The organism is Vibrio maerlii, from assembly GCF_003415655.1.
Classification (GTDB): Bacteria; Pseudomonadota; Gammaproteobacteria; order Enterobacterales; family Vibrionaceae; genus Vibrio; species Vibrio maerlii.
This window is the reverse complement of sequence record NZ_QRHC01000015.1, coordinates 60,298-84,110: the sequence shown is the minus strand read 5'-3', so window position 1 is coordinate 84,110 and position 23,813 is coordinate 60,298. Positions and strand designations below refer to the sequence as shown.

At 46.6% G+C, this 23,813-nt stretch carries 1 protein-coding gene; it reads left to right on the top strand.

Features of this window, described 5'->3' with window-relative positions; all coding sequences use genetic code 11:
• Positions 1-126 precede the first annotated feature (126 nt).
• Positions 127-23,790 (top strand): LEPR-XLL domain-containing protein, encoded by a 23,664-nt coding sequence (locus tag DPF91_RS19860; protein ID WP_117236182.1) that lies wholly within the window; start codon positions 127-129, stop codon positions 23,788-23,790.
• Positions 23,791-23,813 lie beyond the last annotated feature (23 nt).

The window sequence follows — 23,813 nt, the reverse complement described above, 5'->3', positions numbered from 1 at the left end:
GGCTACTAGAAAGAAATAGAACATGCACAGCTTCGGTCGAGCTGTGCGTTTTTGCTTTAAGTGGTAGCAAAAGGCATAGGAAGTGTAGGGTTATTTAGTGCCAAATGCCCGAAAAAGGTAAATGTTATGGATACACAACTGGACACCACAACGTCATCGAAGAAGCGTTCAAAGGGTGAACAAAATCTTCATCCTCAACTCTCTACTTTGATGGCAGGGATCAACCGAGCCATCCAAAGAGATAAGTGGAAGCTTTCCCCTGTTAAAAACCACCTGTTTGCTATTGAGCAACTAGAGCCACGCTTGCTCTTGTCAGCTGATCCGATGGCCGTCTTGGTGGATGGACAAAATGATGTGACATTGCAAGTGGTTGAAAAAGCCAACGAGCAATATATCCAACTTATCAACAACAATGACAACGGCGCTGTATTAGGCGAGCGCGCTCTGACGGGCATCGCTGACGGCAGCATCATCACTGTTACCGGCACAGACAGTGATGACACATTTACCGTTGATCAATCTTTTCTCGACCTTGGTGAGCGCAGCTTCATTGTCCAGTTTGATGGCGCACAAGGCACAGATACCATTGCTGCAGATTCCGCAGTGACAGAGAGTCACTGGCAAATTAGTGGTGACAACTCTGGCTCCATGGGTACAAATGGAATCGTTGAGTTCTTAAATGCTGAAGCGCTTGAGGTGACCAATACCGATGAATCACAACATGTGCTTTCTGCGATAAATAACAGCTACAACTGGCAGATAACAGATGAAGGTGATGGCGTTTTATCGACGCTAGAAAGTCAGTTAGGAACCATTGTCGATAGTGCGTCTTCGACTCAAGTTACCTTTACTGGCTTCGATGAAATCCATGGTAGTAGTACCGACTATCTTGATTACAGCCAATACACCGAAGGAGTGACCGTTGACCTTGAAAATAGCTCGGCAACGGGATTCGACAGTGTTAGTGGTTTCAATACTATCATCGGCTCATCATTCAATGATGTATTGGCTGGCGATACCAACAATAACCTGTTCGTCGTAGGGTTTGGAGACAGTGTCGATGGTGCAGGTGGTGGTGATTCTGTTGTGTTCCGTGATACCGGGTCAACAGGTGTCGATATTACCGTAAGCGTGGATAAAGCCGGTGAGGACTTTACCTATCAAGGCGGTAATTGGGACGGTACTACCTTCACTAATACGGCTGATCAAACCATTACCTTAGTGGACGTCGATCTGCTCTCTGCTGAAGGCGGAACTGGTGATAACTATTTTGATTTCTCTACGATTGACGTGTCTGCATACCTTGTGGGTGGCGACGGGGATGACGTATTAATTGGTGGCTCGGAAGACGATGTATTTGTCGGGGGAGCGGGTGATGACACTATCACAGGTAATGGTGGTGATAACGAGGTTATCGCGGCTCGCTCTGCAGATATGTACCTATCGGGCGCTACGCTAGGTGTTGACCTAGATGGTGATGGTTCAAGCGATGAAACAGATACTTATGCCAACATAAAAGCGGTGTATCTGAAAGCGGTTCAGAAGGATACTGACACTGAGGGTTATACCTTAGATGCAAATGCGTCTGATGATTATGATATTACGTTAGAGGGGACAGATCTAGATGACACCCTCGTTGCCTCTGACTATGGTGATGTTCTAATTGGGCTCAAAGGTACTGATAGCATTACAGCGGGAGATGGCGTTGATCGCCTACAAGAAGAATTTTCTGGTCGCGCTCATATTGCAGTTTCTGGACTCAACTACAAACTCGATCTTTCTCATGGCGCGAATGAACTGGTGACAGTGACGCTGCCTAATTCAAAGACAGGAACAGGTTATACCCTCACGTTTAATTATCTTGATGGCAATAGCTATACGACTGAAGAAATCGATTGGGATGCTTCTACTCGTGATTTCTCGCGTGCGATAGAGAAAGCACTGAACCTGAATTACGGTCAGATCATCGTTCTTGATACGACTGATGGTTTTACGATTGAATTTGCTGGCTTATATGCAGGACAAGCGATTCTTACCAATGTCACAACCAGCTTAAACGATGTAACTGCTTTGCTGTCGCAGGAAGGAGAGACTGTCGTTGACACATTGATTGATTTTGGTACTGAAGATTATATCGAGATTGAGGGCGGCTTTGGTGCAGATGATGTTGACCTGTCGGCATTTGATGGAAACGCTGAGATTTCCACTCAAGCAGGCATCGATACCATTCGTGGTGCGAAAGGTGTCAACACAATTGATGCTGGCGATGGAAATGACTTTATTTACGTATCGGGTAACTCAAACGACTTTATCATTGGTGGTGAAGGTGAAGATACGCTTTTAAGCGATATGAGCTCTGATCTCAGCGGTGGATTGACGTTTGATCTGGATAACCACCAACTTGAAATCGGTGGCAGTATCTTAATTGGATTAGACGGCATTGAAACTGCTGAGCTTATTGGTTCTGCTGGAAATGATATCTTTGATGCGAGTGACTTTTACGGTGTGTCTGAATCGACTAGCTTAGCATTGGTCGAAGGATGGGAAGAGTTAACAGAGCACATTTTACGCTTTACCTTGGATGATGATTCAGCAGTTATTGATATCGATGTTCAGGGAGCAACAACGCTTGAAGAGCTTATTGCCTTAATTAATGCCGCCGATGACCGTGAAACGGGCGCTATGCAGGCCCAGTTTGATCAGGTTGATGCCAAGCTTTCAATTTCTGGAATATCTTCTTTTGGTGTCGCAGGTAGTGATGACTCCATTCTCGCAGTTTTAGGCTTAGATGCTGCATCGGTATCGAATACTGTTGCTACCGGTGTCACTATGAGTTTAGTGGCCTCTGTGCAGCTTACTACCCAGCGCGGTAACGGCGGTTCCGATACATTTACTGGTTCCCAAGGTGCCGACCAATTCTATGTCGATAGCGATGATATCAGCGTAATCGGTGGGACTGGATACGATGTGATTAGTACTGAAAGCACCTCAGTTCATGATGAGGTCTCACTGTCTGACAGCGCGATAACATGGAAAGATACTGCGGATTCCAACGCAGAGGCAGACAAGTCACTGACGCTATCTGGTGTCGATAAAGCTGAAGTTCTAGCCACTTCCGGAGCGACTAAGCTAGACGCAACTGATGCAACTATCGACGTGGTCCTGGATGCTGGACAAACTAACGCTGACCTAGTGGGTGGTAGTGGTTATAACGAGTTTCGATTAGATGTTTCTTTGCGTAGCGATACAGCTACAGATAGCGTAGATGTCACGGTTAACGACAGTGCGACATCAAACGATATTGTTTTCTATGGCGGTTCGAGTACGTTTGATGTGACTGATTTCGACTACTCAAGCGTGACGGGTAGTAATTACTCTTTGGTTACAGAGTCGAGTGGTGACTTGACGATTGGTAGTGCGATCACTATTGAAGGTCAGTCTCTGAAATTTCGAGCAGGTGATAATAAAATCATTGTAAATGCCGATATGGTTACTGATGGCCTCAATGGTGATAGTGCGGGTAACATTGAATTCTACGCTCGTCATGTTGAGGTGAGTGACGGTGTCACTATTTCTGCTCAAGGTGACACATTAGCAAGTGGTGGGGATATTCGCCTGTTTGCTTCTGATGCGCGCAACGTGATTAAGGGCTTGGGTTTCTACAACTACGACAATGTAGGAGCAAGCATCACGATCGGTAATGCCACGATTCAGGGTAGAGACATCGAAATTATTGCGATGGCGGAAACTAACCCTGATAGTCCCGTGAACTATGGTGGTGAACCTATAGATAGCAATGTACCGAGTATCGATGACTTTAAAAACGAACTGGAGAACACAAGTCTGTTTTTTGGTTACTCTCGCTCAGAGGTCAGCACCAGCATCACGATCGCTGAAGGCGCTATCATTAAGGGCGATGACATTGTGATTGAAGCTCGCTCAATTGCGCGAGTTACCTCTCAGCCTCTCGCTTTCATGCTATCTGTCGCTATCGGCAGTATTAAATCTTCAGCCGTTGTAGAGATGAACGGTACGATTTTAGCGGAAGGTGATGTCACTGTTGCGTCAAACACCGAAAACTACCTTTACGTCAATGCTGATCAGTTCTTTGGCTACAAAGGTTTCTCGGCAAGTGTTGCTGTTGGTCTGCTGGATTCTGATTCACTAGTGACAGTTTCCGATACCGCTACCATTGTAGCGGGTGGCGACCTAGATGTTACGGCAAATACTGCCGACTTCACTTATGTTGGGGCACTTAGCGATGCAGGTGCAAAAGGTAAGCTTGCTGCAAGTGTTGCAGTGCATATCGAACATGGAGATACCCAAGCTATCTTGGCAGGGGATGTGTTTGTATTAGGTGACGTAACGGTTAATGCTGAGCACAAACAAGGTCGCGTCAGTGGTGCTTGGGGTACTTTATCTGAAGCGATTGTTGACCGTGTGCCGAGTATCCTTGATAACTTCACGGATAAGTACAAGCAAAAAGCGTCAAATGTTATTACCTCAACCGGTTTAAAATGGCTAGGTAAAAAAGCCTCTCCAAGTGACCGACTAAAGCCGACCAAGTTTACTCTAGGCCTTGCGTTTGCTTATGCTGAAGACACGAACAATGTGAACTCTTATATTGGTATCGATGGCAAATCGAGTGATATACAAGTGGGCGGTTCGCTAACACAGACTGCCTCTTCTGACGCAAGATTACTGACGAGCGTGAACTCTGTTTCAAGCTCAATCTCTAACACTAAGCAGCTTGAAGGTTCCACCGGTACCAAAAGCGAGTTCAGCCAAGTGCCATTTGGTGGGGCTGTTTCAGTTTCTATTGGTAATCTGAAAAATAACGCTAATGCCTTGATGGTGGGTGATACAAGCCTAGATGTGCTGGATAAGATCACCCTTGATGCCCACACCGAAAACCTCACCGGCTTAATTAGCACGGATACGACGTTTAAATATGTAAAACCAACCAAGATTGGTACGGGTGATATCGATACTGATTATCAAATCAAAAATGGTGATCTGATTGAGTTTGGGACAGGAGATTACGAGTGGGATCCTGTAATTAATGGCAAAGAACCTGATATTGGTTTATTCGGTGCTGTGTATAAGTTCGTTGGTTCCGACGACACCATCCAGTTTGCAACGGAAGATTACACTAATACCTCGCGCTGGGAGCTACTTGGTGATTCAATCACCAGTATCCCAAATCAGCTTTTCGGCGGTGAGTCGAATCTATACTTGATTGACAACTCGATTAAAACTGAAGCGGCAGGTGCAAAAGTCTCAATTGGGTTGAACTTTGCGTACTTAAACTCGAATCAGAATGCTGACGCGAAAGTGGGCGGTGGCGTAGAAATCAACCAAAGAACCGCGCTTGAAAATATGCCTTTTGCAACCGTTGATTCAAAAACTCTCGTTGATAGCCTTCTCCCAAATGCACAAATTGGTGTGCGTGCTTTAGATGTTTCCTCTTCAACTGTGAACAAATCGGTCGACTACGTAGGTCTGCTAACGGACACCACGTCGAATATTCCTGTTCTCAAACAGATTTATGCTGCTAGCGGTGCTTCTCAAAGTCTTAATGGTTCAGGTGCCAGCGTTTACATTAACAACGTCACCATGAACAGTGATTCGGTTATAGAGAATGGTGCAAAGGTTTACGCGGACGAATTGAGTGTGGATGCAGATAACACCCTATTCGCAATTAACCTTGGTTACTCTGCCGGTTACGGTATTGGCACTTTGGGTATCTCAGGTCTGTTCATGGGTAACTACATCGAAAGCAATGTGAATGCTCGTGTGGATTCTGGTGTTGAGTTGGATGTAGCAACGCGCATCAACAACTTGGGCGGTGTTGAAAAGTTAAGTGTCACGGCGAATAACCAAGTTGACATTCTCACTGTCGCTGGTGGTGGTGCATCTGGCGGTGCAATTGGTGTTGGTGCGTCAGCAATTATGAATGACGTAACTAAGGTGACCAAAGCACAAATTGGTAATAGTGATGCATTAAGTCGTTCTGGTGATGTCGATGTAAACGGTGATGCGAAAGTCTCGGCAAGTTCAGATGGCTTTGTATTTGGTACCGCAATGAGTGCAGCGTGGGCGACGGGCAAAGTTGCCCCATCGGGTGGTGAAGAGCCAGAAACAGCGAACAGCGAATACGGTATTTCGGTGTCTGGTGCGTTTATCTTCAACAAGGCGGACCACACAACTGAAGCATCGGTCAACAACCTAAATAGCTTTAATGCCGACGCGTTGACGTTAGAGGCAACAGAAAATTCATTAGTGCTTGCTTTCCCAATCTCTTACGCAAGCTCTGAAGCTAACTCATTTGCGCTTGCGGCGGCGGGTATTGGTTTACGTAACGACGTTGAATTCGATATTGATGCGGGTATGAAGGCGATAAATACACTGACGCTGGATTCACTATCAATCAATGCGGTTAATAACAGTACGGTCGTTACTGCCTCTATTTCCGCTGCGCTGTCTGGTATTGCAGAAACATCAGGTAGCCAGAATTCAAGTAGCATTGCAATCACAGGTAATGTCTCCATTAACAATGTGACAAATGATGTCGATGCATTCCTATCTGACATCACAACGGCAACCATTAATAGCAAGAACAGTGATGGTTTTGCCGCTGATATTAAGGCAAAAGATGAATCTGATATTTACGCTATTGCCCTTGGTGTGGCATACGCAGGAAATGGTACCGTCGGTGTCACTTACGCTGAAAATAACATCGTCAGCGATATTGATGCGCTAGTTAACAACAGCGATATCACTGCCGCAACGGGCAAGATTCGTCAGCGCGCAATCAGCGAAGCGGATATTTTGTCAGTAGCGATTGGTGCAGGTGTAAGTAAAGACACGGCAGCAAACTTTAATACTCAAGTGGGTGTTTCTGTCGCTGCGGCCGTGAGCTATAACAAAGTTCGCATGAATACACGATCGAAAGTAGTTGATAGTACGATCACTTTACCAAGTGAAGATCTTGATAGCGCACGTTTGGATGTAAAAGCGAACAATGAAGCGGATATCATCGCGGTGGTGGTTGCGCCTTCTGTTGGTCTACAAAGTGGTTCATCGACAACAGTGACGCTTTCTGGATCTGGCGCCTACGTTCAAAATGAAGTGTATGGTGACACCATTGCGCAAATTGATGATTCAACCATCGTTCAAGAAACGACGGCTAACGCAGCATCCGATGCAGAAAATGGCGTATTTGTTAGCGCAGTGGCAGATGGCGATATCAGTTCAAGTGTGGTTTCTGCAAGTTTTGCTTATGCTGGAGCAACAACGGGAACGGGTGTTTCTGGTGGCATTGGCATTGCTATCGCTGAAAACAAGATCGGCGACAGTAATGGCGAAGCGAATAAGATCAGTGCTCTGATTACAGATACTGATATTGATGTTTCAGGTACGGTTGATACCTTCGCTGAAAGCAAACAAGAAATCACCTCAGTTGTGGTTGGCGCGTCTGTCGCGCTTGCTAAATCAACGTCAGGCTCTGCAGGGGCACTAAGCGGTGTTGGCGCAGATACCAACAACAGTGTAATGATCGACACTACATCAGAAATATCAGCAACTCAGGCTGATAAAACAATCAAAGCTGACTCTGTAGCGGTGAAAGCAAAAGACACCGGCACAATCACCAGTGCTGTTGTTGGTGCTTCGATTGCTGGCGGCTATTCTCCAGCATCTGGCTCTGGAGCACTGAGTATCGGTGTCGCTTTGGCTGAAAACGACATCAACAACGATACCAACGCAACGATCAATAATGTGGCACTAGGCGCCTCAGATGATCGAGTGGGCTCTGTAGATGTCGTTGCAACCACAAATTCAACTATTACTGCGACTTCGGTTGCTGCCTCTTTTGCCGTTAGCTACAGCACATCTGGCTCAATCTCCGTTTCTGGTGCGGGTGCAAATGCAATTAACACGATTAAAGGTGAAACTAACGCAACACTTTCAAACAGTGAAGTGTATAGCAGCGATGATATTTTGGTTACAGCAACGAATACTTCTAAAATCAATGCAGAAGTCGCTGCAGTATCGGTCTCAGGGGCTGGCGGTAATGGTGGTGGTTTAGGCATCTCGATTGGCGCAGCCGTCACGGAAAACTACATTGGAGATTCTGGTTCTCGCCTGGGGGTATCGGCGTCAATTATTGAATCAGAGTTTGATGCAACGGGTGACGTTACTGTTTCCGCAACTGCCGATCTCGATGTTGATTCCGGTGTAGGTGCTGGTTCAATGGCAATCGCTGGCGGCTCAGGCGGTGGTATCGCAGGTTCGGGTTCTGGTGTAAGTGCGACGAATAGTATCTATGCCAATGTAGATGCCTATGTTGATAACACTTCAAATAGCGATCAAATTAAAGCGGCTGATCTTACCGTGACAGCAAGCAATACCTCAGATATTGATTCTGACGCAGGCGCTGCTTCTATTGCTGCTGGCTTTGGTTCCGGTGGTGGCATTGCAGGAACAATTGGTGTTGCGCTCGCGCGTAATGAAGTGGACAACAATACACGCGCTTATGTATCGGGCGCCGACGTTGAATTGACGGGCGCACTAGATATTGATGCTTCGGCAGATAACACAATTGAATCAACCTCAGTAGCTGCTTCGGTCGCCGTTGCATTTGGCTCTGGTGGTGGTTTTGCGGTAAGTGGCGCAGGTGCAAACTCAATCAACAGCATCAGTGGCGATACTATGGCATACATTAGCGATGCTGATGTAAAAGATGCCAATAGCGTAGCAGTGACAGCGGAAAACATCTCAGATATTACGGCTCAAGTTGCAGCGGTAAGTGTTGCCGGTGGCGGTGGCTCGGGTGGTGGTGTTGGTGTTTCAATTGGTGCGGCGGTTTCTGAAAACGAGATCGGTACTGAGAACGATCGCCTGACGGTTGCTTCTTATATTGAAGACTCAAGCGTCACGACAACTGGAGGTTTAAGCCTAACAGCTACCGGCAACATGACGATTTACGCAGGTGTTGGTGCTGGTGGTATGGCGATCGCCGGGGGGGCTGGTGGTGGTATCTCAGGAGCTGGTTCGGGTGTTGTTGCAACCAATGATGTGTATGCAGCAATTGATGCATACATTGATAACACTGGTGCAAGTTCTGCTGTTATTGATGCGGCACTGATTGATATTAACTCATCCAGCACTTCGTCCATCGAGGCAAACCTTGGCTCTGCATCTCTTGCGATTGCTGGGGGTAGCGGTGGTGGTATTTCCGTTAATATCGGTCTATCTATTGCTGAAAACCTGGTTGATGTAAACACTTCTGCTTACATCAAGGAGGCGAAATCAGTAGATAGCACAGGCGCGATTACGCTTGATGCTATTGCTGACAATGACATTGATACGGTTTCGGTTGCTGCCACTTCTTCTATTGCAGGTGGAGCAGGTGGCGGTATCAGCATTGGTGGTGCTGGCGCAGAAGCTGTAAACAATATTTATGGTGAGACGCAGAGCTATATCCAAGGCTCTCAAATCGACAGTGCATCAAGTGTGTCGGTCAACGCAAAAGACACTTCTGACATTGATGCAGAAGTTGTGGCAGCTTCACTATCAGGTGCCGGCGGCGCGGGTGGGGGTGTTGGTATTGCTCTTGGTGCTGCGCTTGCTTCGAATAATATCGGTAGCAGTAACTCTCGTCAGGGCGTTCGTTCATTTGTTAAAAATAGCGGCATCACAACATCTGGCGACCTCTCGATTGATGCTACTGGCAAGATGACAATTGATGCCGGTGTTGGTGCTGGCAGTATGGCGCTCTCTGGTGGTGCTGGCGGCGGTCTATCTGGTGCAGGTGCAGGTGCAAGCACAACCAACTCTGTCTACACCGATGTAGAAACTTATATCGATAACAGCTCAGCCTCTAGCAAGGTTATCGATAGTGCGAGCCTTACGTTAGATGCAGACAACACCAACAAGATCACTGCAACAACGGCATCGGCATCATTAGCAGCAGGCTTTGGTGCAGGTGGTGGTGTGGCCGGTACGGTAAGTGTCGCACTCGCTGAAAATACGGTCGATGCAAATACTGCAAGCTACATTGCTGATGTGAATGAAATCTCAACGGGGGATGTAAGCGTAACCGCTGATACCGATAATACTATCAAGGCTACATCGGTTGCAGCTTCCGTGTCGGCAGCTGGTGGTGCAGGTGGTGGCCTTGCGCTAAGTGGTGCAGGTGCAGAAACAGTAAACTACATTTATGGAGATACCACTGCCTACATTGAAGATACAACAATTGGTGCATCAGACAATAAAGTGGGCGCAGTTGAGGTCTTGGCAGTTAACACGTCAAGTATTGAAGCGACGATAGCTTCTGTCGCTGCTGCAGGTGCTGGCGGTGCTGCGGGTGGCGTTGGTGTATCGTTAGGTGGCTCAGTTGCAGTCAACGAAATTGGTGACGACACTAATAAGGTTGCTGTTTCAAGTTATATCGATAACAGTGCTATCTATGCATCAGGCACATTAGAAGTCGATTCTTCCCTAGATATGACGATCGACGCTGGTGTTGGTGCCGGTAGTGCTGCTGCTACGGGTGGCGCTGCAGGTGTGGCTGTCGCAGGTGCTGCCGTTCGGGTTGAGAACTATGTATACGCGGAAGTGGATAGCTACATTGAAGACAGTTCTTATATCGGTGCAACGGACATTTCAGTAACTTCATCTAGTACATCAGATATTGATGCAACAGCTGCAACCGCAACGTTAACAGTCAACCTTGCCCCTGCGGGTGTCGCAATATCATTGTCTGCAACCCGAGTGATCAATGATGTAGAAGTCAGTCTTAACAGTGATATCCGCAATTCAACTTTAGATGCTTCTGGCGACTTTACAGTGACAGCAAGCTCGACGGATGACGTTTATACGATGGGTGTGGCGACCTCGGTATCTGCTGGTCTTGGCTTTGCGGGTGCAGGTGTGTTCGTCGAAACTACTGTGACAGGTGACATCGGCGTGTCTATGACGGATTCTGACATCACAGCTGATGGTGAGGGTTCAGTTAAAGCGTTAGCGAATGCGAAGCAAAAATCGGAAGGCTATGGTATCTCAGCAGGCTTTATTGCTGCGGGTGTGGTGTTTGCCGATAGCGAAACCGATGTCGATACCATTCTGCTTATGTCTGCGACTGATTATCGTGGCGGTGACTTAACCATGGTCGCTAAAGCGACAGAAGATAACTACGTACTTGCAGTAGCGGGTAGCGGTGGACTGGCTGCTGGCGCTGGTGTTGGTGCAGATACTAAATCGACCAGCACAACGAAGGTTGAGGTAGATGATGAATCTTCTATCACATTAGGTGAAAGCTCAGGTGCTGGTGTTCTTGATGTGAAAGCTGAGCATCTAACCAAGTTCGACGCAAAAGTTGTGGTTGCTTCTGGTGGTCTACTTTCTGGCTCTGGTGCTGAGATTGACCACGATATCACAGCGGATGTCAATGTTATCTTGGGCGATGGTTCGAGTGACAGTGATAACCTAGAGATCACTGCGTTAGATATTAATACCGATGCGATTAACCGCGCATACAAAAATGAAGGTGGCAAGATCCAAGCGGTAGCAGTTGGTCTTGCAAGTGCTGCTGGAGCGGACAGCCGCACAGTGCTTGATATGGCAACTACCATTGATGTAGGTGACGATGCCGATCTAACTGCGTGGGGCACAGGCGATGATGACGGCATCTCACTCAATGCTCTAAACGACCTCGATATTACCGATAAAGTGATTCTTAATGCGTCAGGTGCTTTGGCTGGTACTGGTGCGACAGTGAAAATCACTGACGATGAGCTTTTAGCGCAAGTACGCATTGGTAAGAACGCGATTCTAGAATCAGTAGGTGATCTGCAGCTCTCCGCTCGAGGTCAAGGTACAGTCGTTGGTAATGTGGAGGCGGATTCAAGTGGTGCGATTTCTGTTTCAGTCACCAATGCCAATGTAAATATCACACCGGAAAATATCGTTTTAATTGACGAGGGTGCTGACATTACCGCATACGGTGATGTGAATCTGTCTACCGGTACTGATACTGACTTCAACCGAGACGATTATAAGATTCATGCATTAATTGATAGCTTCTCAGATAGCGTAATTCCAATCGATGATGCGGGTGCTTACGCGACATTAACCCAAACCAATACCATCACTGTTGCTTCTGGTGCGCACGTGAAAACAGCCCGCCAAATGAACCTTCATGCTGAGCGCTTTGGCTTCGCTGATATGGATGCACAAACTAAGACAGTTAACTGGGCATCGGCATTAGGTGGAACAGCGAACCTGGGGGGAGACGTGACCAGTGGCGCAACGGGTTCTGTCTACAACTACGGTACTTTGGAAACAGGTATTCGCCGTGATCAGTCCATCGAGTTCATTAGCTTGAATAATGATGGGACGGTCAATGAAGTGGTTAAAACAGATGGAGTGACGTATTCGACATCTATCGAAGCACTGAGCTCAAGCCTGTTTGAAGACTTAGATTATGCGCAAGAGCAGCTGTCAATCTTTAATGATGGCAAGTCTAGCGATACGGATATCGAAGCGTTCTACAAATCTGAAATCGACCGCATCCAGCAATTGTTGTTAGAGAAAGGCTTGATGGACGTATCTGCTGGTGGTGAGTATTTCCCAGTAGAACTTTCCACTTCGGTAATTACCATTGATGACATCCATGCTGAAGCTGGGCGTGTTGATATCCGCGCAAGTGCGGATGAAGGCTATGCGGGCTATATTATTGCGCCAGGTGACGCATCAGTAACGATAATTAACCATACACTCGCTTCACTGGTTGTGAACGACATAACAATTCCTCAAGAGAATGGTGGGGTTTATCTCAATGGAGAACGACAAGATGCAGGTGTGGATAACCAACCATTAATTAGTATCGTTAATGATGTCGATCTTGATAAAGAGCTTGCTGAACTCCAGTCTCAATATCCAGATAACAACGCGATTCTTACATGGCCTTCTATCACGGTGAATGGTGACGTTACTAACCGCTCTGGCACGTTAGAGCTGAAGTCCCTCAGTGGTGAAGGATCGAATACTTTAGGTAAGGGTGACATCAATATCTACGCGGATATTGATGTCGAGAATCAGGTTGTGATGACGGGTGGTTCGACTGTGATCAGCCTGCCACCAGGTTCAACTTATTCTGTCGATGGTTCTGAGTACGCTAAATGGAACTCAGAAATTGGTAATAACGGTCTCAATGAAGCAACAGATAGTCAAGTAGATGACCTCATCGGTCGCACGATTACTGGCCCAAGTATTTATGCAGATAACATTTCTATTACTGCTGAATACATCAATATCAACGGTAAAATTCAAAGTGGTAAAGAAAGCTTTGTGCTTGATATTGATGAATCAATGGAAGACACAATTCAAGATCTCAAAGATTCAGGAGCAACGGGTTTAATTCGTCTAGATGTTGGTAGCGAAGACTTCTCTGTTTTCTATGATGCGACCAACGACCAAATTGTTGTTGGTGATATGCGGGTTAGCGGTGGTTACATCGAATTAAACGGTCATATATTAAATACCAATGAAAACTCTGAAATTGAGTTGCTTGGCGGTTACGCTGAGATTGAGGTAAACAACAACACTGATCTTGATATTAAGATTCTCGGTTTGGATGCTTCTCAGCGTGGTAAGGGAACGTTGATTTTGCGAGATAAGGCGCAAGCCAACTCTTCGGGTGAAGCCTTAGTGACCACCTATATCAAAGATGAAACTGGCGTGTCGGTAACTACGGAATACGCTGAGGGCTCATCCAAATCAACTTCAAGTGGCTCAGATTCGATGGAGTACTTGCCTAAAGAGGGGTGGCGTTACTCTTGGAGTATGGGGCAAGAACGTTTCGATCGCCGTTACACCACGGAAGCAACATCTTCTTGGTTAGGTATCGATGCATTTGCTAAAGACCCGAACGATGTTGTGTTTGATGGTGATCCTGAGCCATTAGGTGACCCAACATTGCGCGGAGAAGGTGCATACTTTGAATTCGTGCCTCTGGACAAAAACAAGGACTATACGTTCGATACGAACGACATTACGTTGAGTTCTGAAACGTCACTAGTTAAGAAATGGACTAAGAGCACCTGGTGGGGCAAGAAAACGTACTACGCGAAGTTTGTTAATGAGAGCAAGGTCCGTACAGAGTCAATTCACTCTATCAAGGCAGATTACGGCGTTAACATCACCTTCACTGGTCTTGAGGCTGGAGCCATAGATATCACCTCAACTAATGGGGGGGATGTGATTGTTCAGGGTGCAATTAGTAACTCTGAGGGTACAACTACAATCAATACTAATGCCAAGGTTTACACTCAGTCTAATGGTTCTGTGGGCGGTAAAGATATCGTTATAACCGCGAGTAAGATCGGTGGTGTTGCGATTACCAATGTTGATGGCAGCATCGATGCAGCGACCAATGCATTGCGAACGAATTTAACAAATGATGCGGATGGTGGCATTACGGCTCGAACGTTTGGTGGGCGTATCAATATCGTTGAGATAGACGGACCACTTGTCGTTAACAACATTTCTTCGGCGAGCATTTATGATTCATTGCGTGATACGGGCGGAAAGGTTTACCTATCTGCTGTCGGTGGCATTGAGGGTGAGTCTGGCACGAGTGGTGTGGTGCGTGGTGGTATCATCCATCTCAATTCAGAAGCGCATGTCGGTTCGTCTAGCCAAGCTCTGACCATAGACAGCGGTGTGTTCAATACCGATTCAGTGACCGTGTTGGCTGTAAACGATATTTACCTAACTGAGCTTGACGGCGACTTCCTTGCGAAGGAAATCTCAAGTGAGTCTGGTGATGTCACCATCACGGTATCGAAAGGCTCACTACAAGACGCAAATACCTCTGCGATTCGTGATGAGCGCACTTACGAAGAACTCAGCACGGGCTTGTGGGTCAACTTAGGTCTGATTGAGGGTAGTGACTCCGCTCAAGATAAGATTGATGATGTGGTTGAAGCTTACATTACGGCTCGTGAACTGGAGTACAGCACTTACTGGAATATCCGAAATGGTCAGTTTGAGGGTGATTATGATGTGTCTGATGTCGCGACTATCTCGGAAGGTGAAGAAACATATTACCGTGAGGTGTACCAAGCTCAAGGTGAAGAGCAGGGTCTTAGTGGCACAGAGCTCGAGACGTTTGTTGATGATGCGATTACCACTTTAAACAACAAGCGCAATGCTGAGTACCATTCTTTGCATGCGACTTATGGCCAAGAAGCATACGACATTGAGTATGAATATACCCTGTCAGATGATAAACGTGCGGAGCTAGAAGGTAGTGTCCATGTTTGGACGGAAGATGAACTGCTAAACCTCATCAGTGGTAGCTTGCTGAAACCTATCACCAATACTCAAGCCTCTATTGAAGATGCAAATATCTCGGCGGGTGGCGATATTACTATCGTGACTCAAAATGATATCGGTAGCGCAACGGGAGCGGTTGAGATTGATCTTGATGGTGATTATACCGATGACGAGCGAGTTCAACTTGCCGCAGCTGAACGAAATGACGTCTACTTCTTACTGGAAGAACGAGCGCAGAATGTAACTGTTGATGTGGAAGAATCCGATAGTGGAGATTCTTTGGTTCGTGACTCGGGCAGTTGGATTGATGATGGATTTGTCGCTGGTATGCAAATCCGAATCGCCGGTGATAGCTCAAATGCGAATGACGAAGGTAGCTTCTACGAAGTCGCTACGGTCACCGACTCGACGATGACACTGACATCAACCGACCTATCAGTAGAAATCAATGTGACTCTTGATGTTGCGGCAATCAGCAGCACCCCTGATCTGATCACCTTGATCAATGACAATGACGCGAATTGGGCCGATGTCGGTTTAGTACAAGACGGTTATGTACAGGTAGGTAGTGAAACATACCAAATCGTACGCATGAGTGGCTTGGTTATTGACCTGGAAGAAGTTGACCCATCTGTTGTTTCATCAGCAGTCACAACGTTAAGCAACTCTGATTATCGTACTGCAAATGTAACGAAGATCGTGATCGATCAACGTGAAGATATCGATGTACTTGTCGCAGGCACTATTTCAGCAACGGCATCAGGCAATGTTTACCTAGGGTCAGAACAATCGATGGAGATCGATTCTATCTCTGGTGAGAATGTTCGTATTAAATCTAAGCAGAGTCTTACGGATGGCACTGGTTCATCTGCATCGGTTTATGCAGGCAGTACCTTAATTCTAGAGGCAGGCTCAGGTGCTATTGGTAGTTCATCTAACCGATTCAACATCGATCTTGATAGCGATGCCACATTAACAGCACGAGCTCAGCAAGACATCTACATTACTGAAGTAGATTCGAATTTGAATGTTGCAACGATTTACTCGAGTGGTGGTACGGTGGACCTACTGGCGCTGAACGGCTCTATCGTTGATGCCTTTAACCATGATTACGAGAATATTCGAGCGGTAAATATCGTTCTCACTTCGAACATTGGCTCGATTGGTGAAATAGGTAATTTACTTGATATCAATCTGATTGGTGGCACGTTCACTGCGACGGCTCTAAACGATATTCGCGTGAATGAAACCGAACAAAATTTAGATATCGATAAAGTGGAATCGACCAATGGTGATGTTGAGCTAATCGCACACCTCGCGATTTTAGACGCACTGAATGACGTTGAGGCTGATGTCATTGCTAACAGTATCGCGTTAACTGCGCGTTTAGATACGGTAGGTCAAATTGGTAACGATCTTGATATCGATACTGGCTCAGCCGAAGGGGACAATCTAACGCTTTCAAGTGCAAATAATGCGCACATAACCGAAACCACCGGCGATCTATATCTCAACACAATTCAGACTGGTGCAGCGGCCATTGCCTTTATTGCAGCACCAGCTGGCAGAATCTTGAATGATAATAGCAGCGGCAATAATGTAACCTCAGGCATGGCTTACCTATTTGCCGCTAAAGATATTGGTGAATCAGATAACGCAATTACGACAGAAGTTGGCAATATCCAAGGTCAATCAACGGCAGGCAGTACTTATATTGAAAATACTGGTGCTCTGAGTGTCGGTGGTGTCGTAAACGGACTACCGAATGGTCTGTTGGCTGGTGGTGACGTCAATATTGTCACTCGCAGTCCTATTACAATTACAGAGAACATTACCGCTGTTGGCGATATCAACCTTATCTCAACGGATAACTCAGCAGACGACAATATTACTGTCGTAAACGGTGTGACTCTGGAGACTCAATCAAATATCAACATTAACTCTGGCGATGGTTTCATCCTCGAAGCGGGGGCTGTGTTGGACGCAGACATGAGTGTGAATATAGATGTCGATAAGGGTGATACAGGAAACTCTGATGCACAAGGTGCTGTCTCTGAGGTTCACGGTTCAATTAACGCAGGAACAACGATTAACTTCCTAGGTGGTGATGATGAAGATAGCCTGACGATCACGGGTTCACTTCAAGCTCAGACCATTACCATCAATATGGCTGAATCAGATGACTACGTCATGGTAGATGCTGCCTCATTGGTTGGTGATGTCTATGTCAACATGGGTAGTGGTGACGATGAGATTATCGTTAACCAACTTCATAGCCGTGATGATGCACTTGTTCTTGATGGACAAGGTGGTACTGATAGCTACATCATCAACCGTACCGGTAGTGATGCCGATTACACTATCGATGTGAGTGATTCGGGTGCTAAAAATGACGGTGCGGATGTACTAGAAATTAATGGTCTAGCACAAGCCGATACTTTCTTACTACGTGCGCATTTTGTCGCTGCGATGCATGACGATGGAAATGGTGGTTATGGCGATACGGTAGAACGTATCAACTATGACAGCTCTATCAATGCTCGTTTGATCATTAATGGTCTAGATGGTGCAGATAGCTTCTATAGTGATGACACCAGTACCATTGTGACGCTTGATGGTGGTGCAGGTAACGATAGCTTCCAAGTTGGTCAATTATACGGTAGCGAGCGCACCCTCAGCGCAGGAACAGTGGCTGCCGGTGATGAAATTGAAACTACTGAAACAACATTAGGCTACCTAAGCCGCGGTAACAGCTTGCCAATGGTTATTTACGGTGGCGATGGTGAAGACAGCATCAAGGTTTACTCAAACAAAGCGGTAACCAAACTCTATGGTGAAGCAGGTGATGATAGTTTTGTTGTTCGTGCATTCTTGTTAGCAGACAGTGGTCTGATTAATAACAGCGTCGATGTTGAGCTATTCGGTGGTGAAGGTGAAGACACCATTGAGTACAGCATCAATGCCGCTCTCAAAATTGATGGTGGTGCAGGTAACGACCGAGTTGTGGTCTTGGGTACAGAAGGTGATGATAACTTTATGATCACTGAGGACGGCATTTTTGGTGCAGGTCTCAACATCGGTTACACAGGCGTTGAGTTTGCAGAGGTCGATGGCCTAGAAGGCGATGATACCTTCTATGTTCTAAGTACCAATGAAGATGTAGAAACAACCATTATCGGTGGTCTAGGTGCTGACCAGTTCAATGTTGCAAGCGACGTAACGAAACCGATAGTGTCTTACGCGGTAGAAGGCCGTAGCAGCTTCATTAATCACAGTGTATTTAGTGAAGATGAAGCGTTCAACGGCATCTTTGTTGAAGGTATTTCACTGAATGTGGCAAGCCAAGATAATGGTGCGGTAGGCGTTGATAAGCAGACACTAGTCGTTGATGAAAGCGGTGTGACGGACAGCTATGAACTATCGCTGAATGTGGACCAGCCAACCGTTGCAACCGTGGCCTATGTAACGGTATCTGCAGCGCGTGCATCCAGCAGTGATAAAGACAGTACCAATGGCGAAGCTGCCAGCATCCTAGTGTCACTAGACGGAATCAATTATTACGAATCATTAGTAGTGACTTACGATTCAACATCTAACTGGGATGACAATACAACTATCTACGTGAAAGCGACTGATGATAGCGCAATGGAAGGTGCACGTGACTACGTTATAAGCCATAGCGTAACCAGCGATAATCCTGAGTTTGATAACTTGGACATTGCCAATGTAGAGGTCCAAGTTTACGACAATGATCAAGCTGACCTGATTGTGCTTCCTCAGCAAGGTGAGCAAGTGGTAGAGGGTGGTTCGAGTATTACCTACGATGTGCGTCTCACTACACAGCCTGAAGCTGGTGAGGTTGTAACAGTATCGATTGCTGAAATCATTGGTCAAGGTGCAGCAGCGCAGCTTTCTTTAGCTAATGCAGAGTTAACCTTCGATTCGAGTGATTGGAACCAAGTCAAATCATTCACAGTTACAGCATTAGATGACTTAGATGTGGAAAACGTTTACCAAGCAGGTGTGTCAATATCAACAAGTAGCTCATTGAATAGCTCTGATTACAACCAACTTGATTCAGTCGAACAAATGGTAGCGGTGGTCGATAACGACAGCGGCGCAGTGATTATTGAGCAAACGGATGGTTCGACACTAGTGAGTGAGACTCAAACCGATGAATATACGATCGTGTTGAGTAAAGCGCCAACCGCTCCAGTAACGGTGAACTTGTTGAATGATGGTCAAACCCTGTTCTCAAGTGCAGACAGCCGATTTAATGCCCTCGATAATACCGTGACTTTTGATGCGACCAACTGGGATCAACCAATTACGATCTCTCTAGCGGTAAACCCAGACTACCAAGAGCAAGAGGGTCAACCGGTACAAAATCCACCTCTACAGCCCCATACGTTAACAGGCATCAACGGTAAATTGGTTATCGAAGGAGGATCATCATCTGGTAAAGACCGAGCATTGAGCGTGGCAGTCATGCTGCCAACGGAAACTGATTCTGAACTTCCAGTGAAAGATATCGAGATTAATGAATCACAACAGACGGATGAATTGAATATTTTCAATGACGGTAGTGTTGAGAGCGATAATGGTATCTTGACTGGCTCAAGCTTAACTGGCCTCGGCATGGGTGAAGGTATTGAATACAGTGATATCGAAGTTGTAGAGCTGTTCTTAGGTCAGGGAGACGATAGTCTGACAGTCGAAGGAACCGCGGCGGGTTCTATCACTGTTGTTCACGGTGGAGGCGGTAACGACACCTTGTCTGTAACAGGCAGTGATGCAGCGTCAGCGTTAATTTTGTTTGGTGAAACCGGTCAGAACGGTTGGTCTTATGACGCGACTTCTGATGAAAAAACAGATAAAGCTCGTGAGTTTGCTAACCCTGGCAATGACATTATTGATGCATCGGGTGCTGGCGGTTCAGTTGTTATCTACGGTGGTGCAGGTAATGACCAGATTACTGGCAGTCAATACGGTGATCACCTAGCAGGTGGTTCTGGTAACGATACGATTAACGGCCTAGGTGGTACGGATCATATTTATGGTGATGCCGGATTCAATGTTGATACATCAACTCGTCTTGACCTGACGACTCAGATGTTGACGGTTGTAAATGATGCAAACACCCAAACGGATAACCTAGAAACATCCGATGATCTGACTGTTGGTAATGACATCATCAATGCGGGTGAAGGCGATGACATCGTGATTGCCGATAAGGGTGTTATCAATCAAGCCGCTAATACTAACCGTATTCTGTCTAGTACATTGAATGATGTACTAAGTGTCAGCAACACTGGGTTTACATTGGGTGGAAGCGACACCGTTGTGGGTAATGAAGGCAATGACATGATCCTTGGCGGTCAAGGCCAAGATTACTTATATGGCGGAAACGGTGCTCAAGGTTCGACGATTATCGGCGACGATGCAGATACGATTCTAGGTGATATGGGTACGATTACCTTAGATTCTGGCATTGTAGTCTTGGTTGCGTCTTCAGATACATCGCTCGGTGATGCAGATGAAATCTATGCTCAAGAAGACAACGACATTGTAATTGCCGGTGCTGGCAGTGATCTTGTCAAAGGTTCGACTGGTAATGACTCAATTCTGGGTGATTTCGGTGAGGTTGACCTTCGCAATGGTACTGCAGTTCTTAAGACCGAAGAGGGCGACCAAAATGCGTTTGGTGACGACACCATTCACGCTGGCTCTGGTAACGATAGAGTGTTAGGTGGTTTAGGTAGTGATGTTATCAAATCTGCCTCTGGCAATACGCATGTTGTTGCGGACAATGGTAGCTTGAATTACAACGCTCAAGAAATCTTGGTTTCTGCACAAACTTCAGATGTTTCTCTAGGTGGTAACGACACGCTAACACTAGGTTCAGGTGACAATACTGTTCTGGCCGGTAATGGTGAAGATACCATTACGACTGAGAATGGTGTTGACCATATTATCTCTGATAACGGTCTGTTGACCTACGACGATCAAGGCGTTCTTGTCCAAGCAATGAGTCAATCACACTCAGAGGGTGGAGATGACACCATTGTCACTGGCAATGGAAATAAGCTGATCATTTCGGGGTATGGCAATGACAGCGTTACTACGGCAAGCGGCGATGACACTATTGTTGGTGACAATGGCCAAGTAGACCTTGTCGCTGGTGTGGTTCGTTCAATCCGTAGTACGGATATGGATGACTCTACAGCTGGTAACGACACGATTGTCGTTGGCACTGGTAATGATCGAGTTATTGCTGGCCTGGGTTCAAACATCGATGCGCAACCTGCCGAGTGGGTAGATGGTGTTCTTGAAAAAGAAGCAACAGACGCGATTGTCGCTGGAGACTCGATTGAGTCTGCATCTGGCAATACACATGTACTAGCAGACAACGGCGTACTAAGTTACAACGCCCAAGGCGTTCTAATTGAAGCGGTGACGACTGAAGAGAGCCTCGGTGGTGATGACGATGTCACACTAGGTAACGGTAACAACGTTGTGCTTGGTGGTCAGGGTAACGACACCATTACTACTTCCGAAGGTATTGACCATATCTTTGGTGACAACGGCCAATTCACTTACGACGATGCTGGCGTTATGACGCAAGCGCTGAGTACCTCTTTAATCAATGGTGGCAATGACGTCATCGATGCGGGCAACGGTGGCAATATCGTTGTTGCAGGTAATGGCAACGACCAAGTAACAACCGGAGCAGGTAACGATATCGTGATTGGGGACAATGGTCAAATCGACCTAGTAGATGGTGTTATCCGAGTAATGCAAAGCACTGACGAAGATGAAACCACCACAGGCTCAGACATCATTACCTTAGGTACTGGTAATGACAAAGTGATAGCGGGTCTTGGTAGTGACATTGTGACCTCAACATCGGGTGATACGCATGTTCTAGCAGACAACGGCGTGCTGAGCTACAACGCCCAAGGTATTCTGATAGAGGCGGTAACGACGGAAGATAACCTAGGCGGCTCTGACGTTGTTGTATTGGGCTTTGGTGATAATAAGGTTATCGCAGGTGAAGGCAGCGATAATATCACTACTGTTGGCGGTGATGACCACATCATAGGTGATAATGGCCAGTTGTTGTACGACGACCAAGGTGTCATAACGAACGCTAAGACTAAGTCTTTGGCGCTAGGGGGGGCAGATGCAATCAGTGCTGGCGATGGAGAAAACATCGTACTAGCTGGCTTCGGCAGCGACTCAATTTCAACGGGGGCGGGTCAAGATACAGTTGTCGGTGACAATGGTGAGGTTCGTTTTGTGGATGGCGCTCGTCGTCAAGTATTCTCTACGGATACCACGAATGCTACCGGTGGCAGTGATGTGATTTCGGTAGGTGCGGGTCAAGATCAGGTTATCGCAGGTGTAGGCAGTGATAATGTGACTAACCAATCTGGTGAAACCATTGTTATTGGTGATGATGGTGTCATCTTCAGTGATGCTGCAGGTCGTTATGTGGGTGTTCGCACTGGCGATACAACGATTGGTGGTAACGATACATTAACGGGTGGTTCAGACCGAGATATCCTGTTTGGTGGTTTTGGTTCAGACCGTCTTGATGGTGGCGCAGGAAACGACATCCTGGGTGGTGATGGTTCTCAAGTAACGCGTTCTGTTCTAAGCGTCAATGAAGATACGATTATCTTTGAGTCTGTAGATCTGTTTGTAGGTGGTGATGACACCTTGCTTGGTGGTGCTGGTCAAGATCAGATGCAAGGTCACTTTGGTAGTGACTTGTTCTTCGCCAACTTTAGTGAGGACGTATTGGTTGGTGAATACGGTCGCTTTACCTTTGTTGATAGTGAATCAGAGTCAACCCCAGCATCTATCATTTCGCTCGCTCAGGGTAATCTAGACCTTATTCGTCGCACGCAGTCAGGTCTGTTTGGTGGTTATGCGAAGCAGGTTTACGCAGAATCGAACCTTGGTCAAGCGGCTCGTAGTAGAACGGCCGTGACAACAGTGTTTGACTTGAGCGCCGACCAAGCCTTTGCCAACCTAAGTCCTATCTTCCAAGCCAATGGCTCTGGAGGCTCTGAAGGTGCAGACTTTGTGATACCAACCGATCCAACCGCGGCAGGTTTTGAAACATTGCCTGAAGACGGAGAAGAAGTTTCTGAAGAGGTGATCAACGAAGAGGGTGCTGAGACAAAAGCTGCAGAGCCAACGGTTGTTCCTTTGGAAGTTCAAGGCGAGCAATCAGAAGGTGAGCCAACTCAAGAGCCTCAGGAAGAATGTGACCCAGAAACAACAGAGTGTAAAGTTGAGGAAGAGGTAGAAGAACAGGAAGCCCCAGCAGACACTTCATCTAGTAATATTGATGTAAAAGCGGCGGTTGCTGGATTAGGTGGCTGGATGGTGATGCGAGCGGACTCAAAGGCGACCCCTAAGGGACGTAAGCAGAGTTAAGCCATGACACAGAACTGGACACC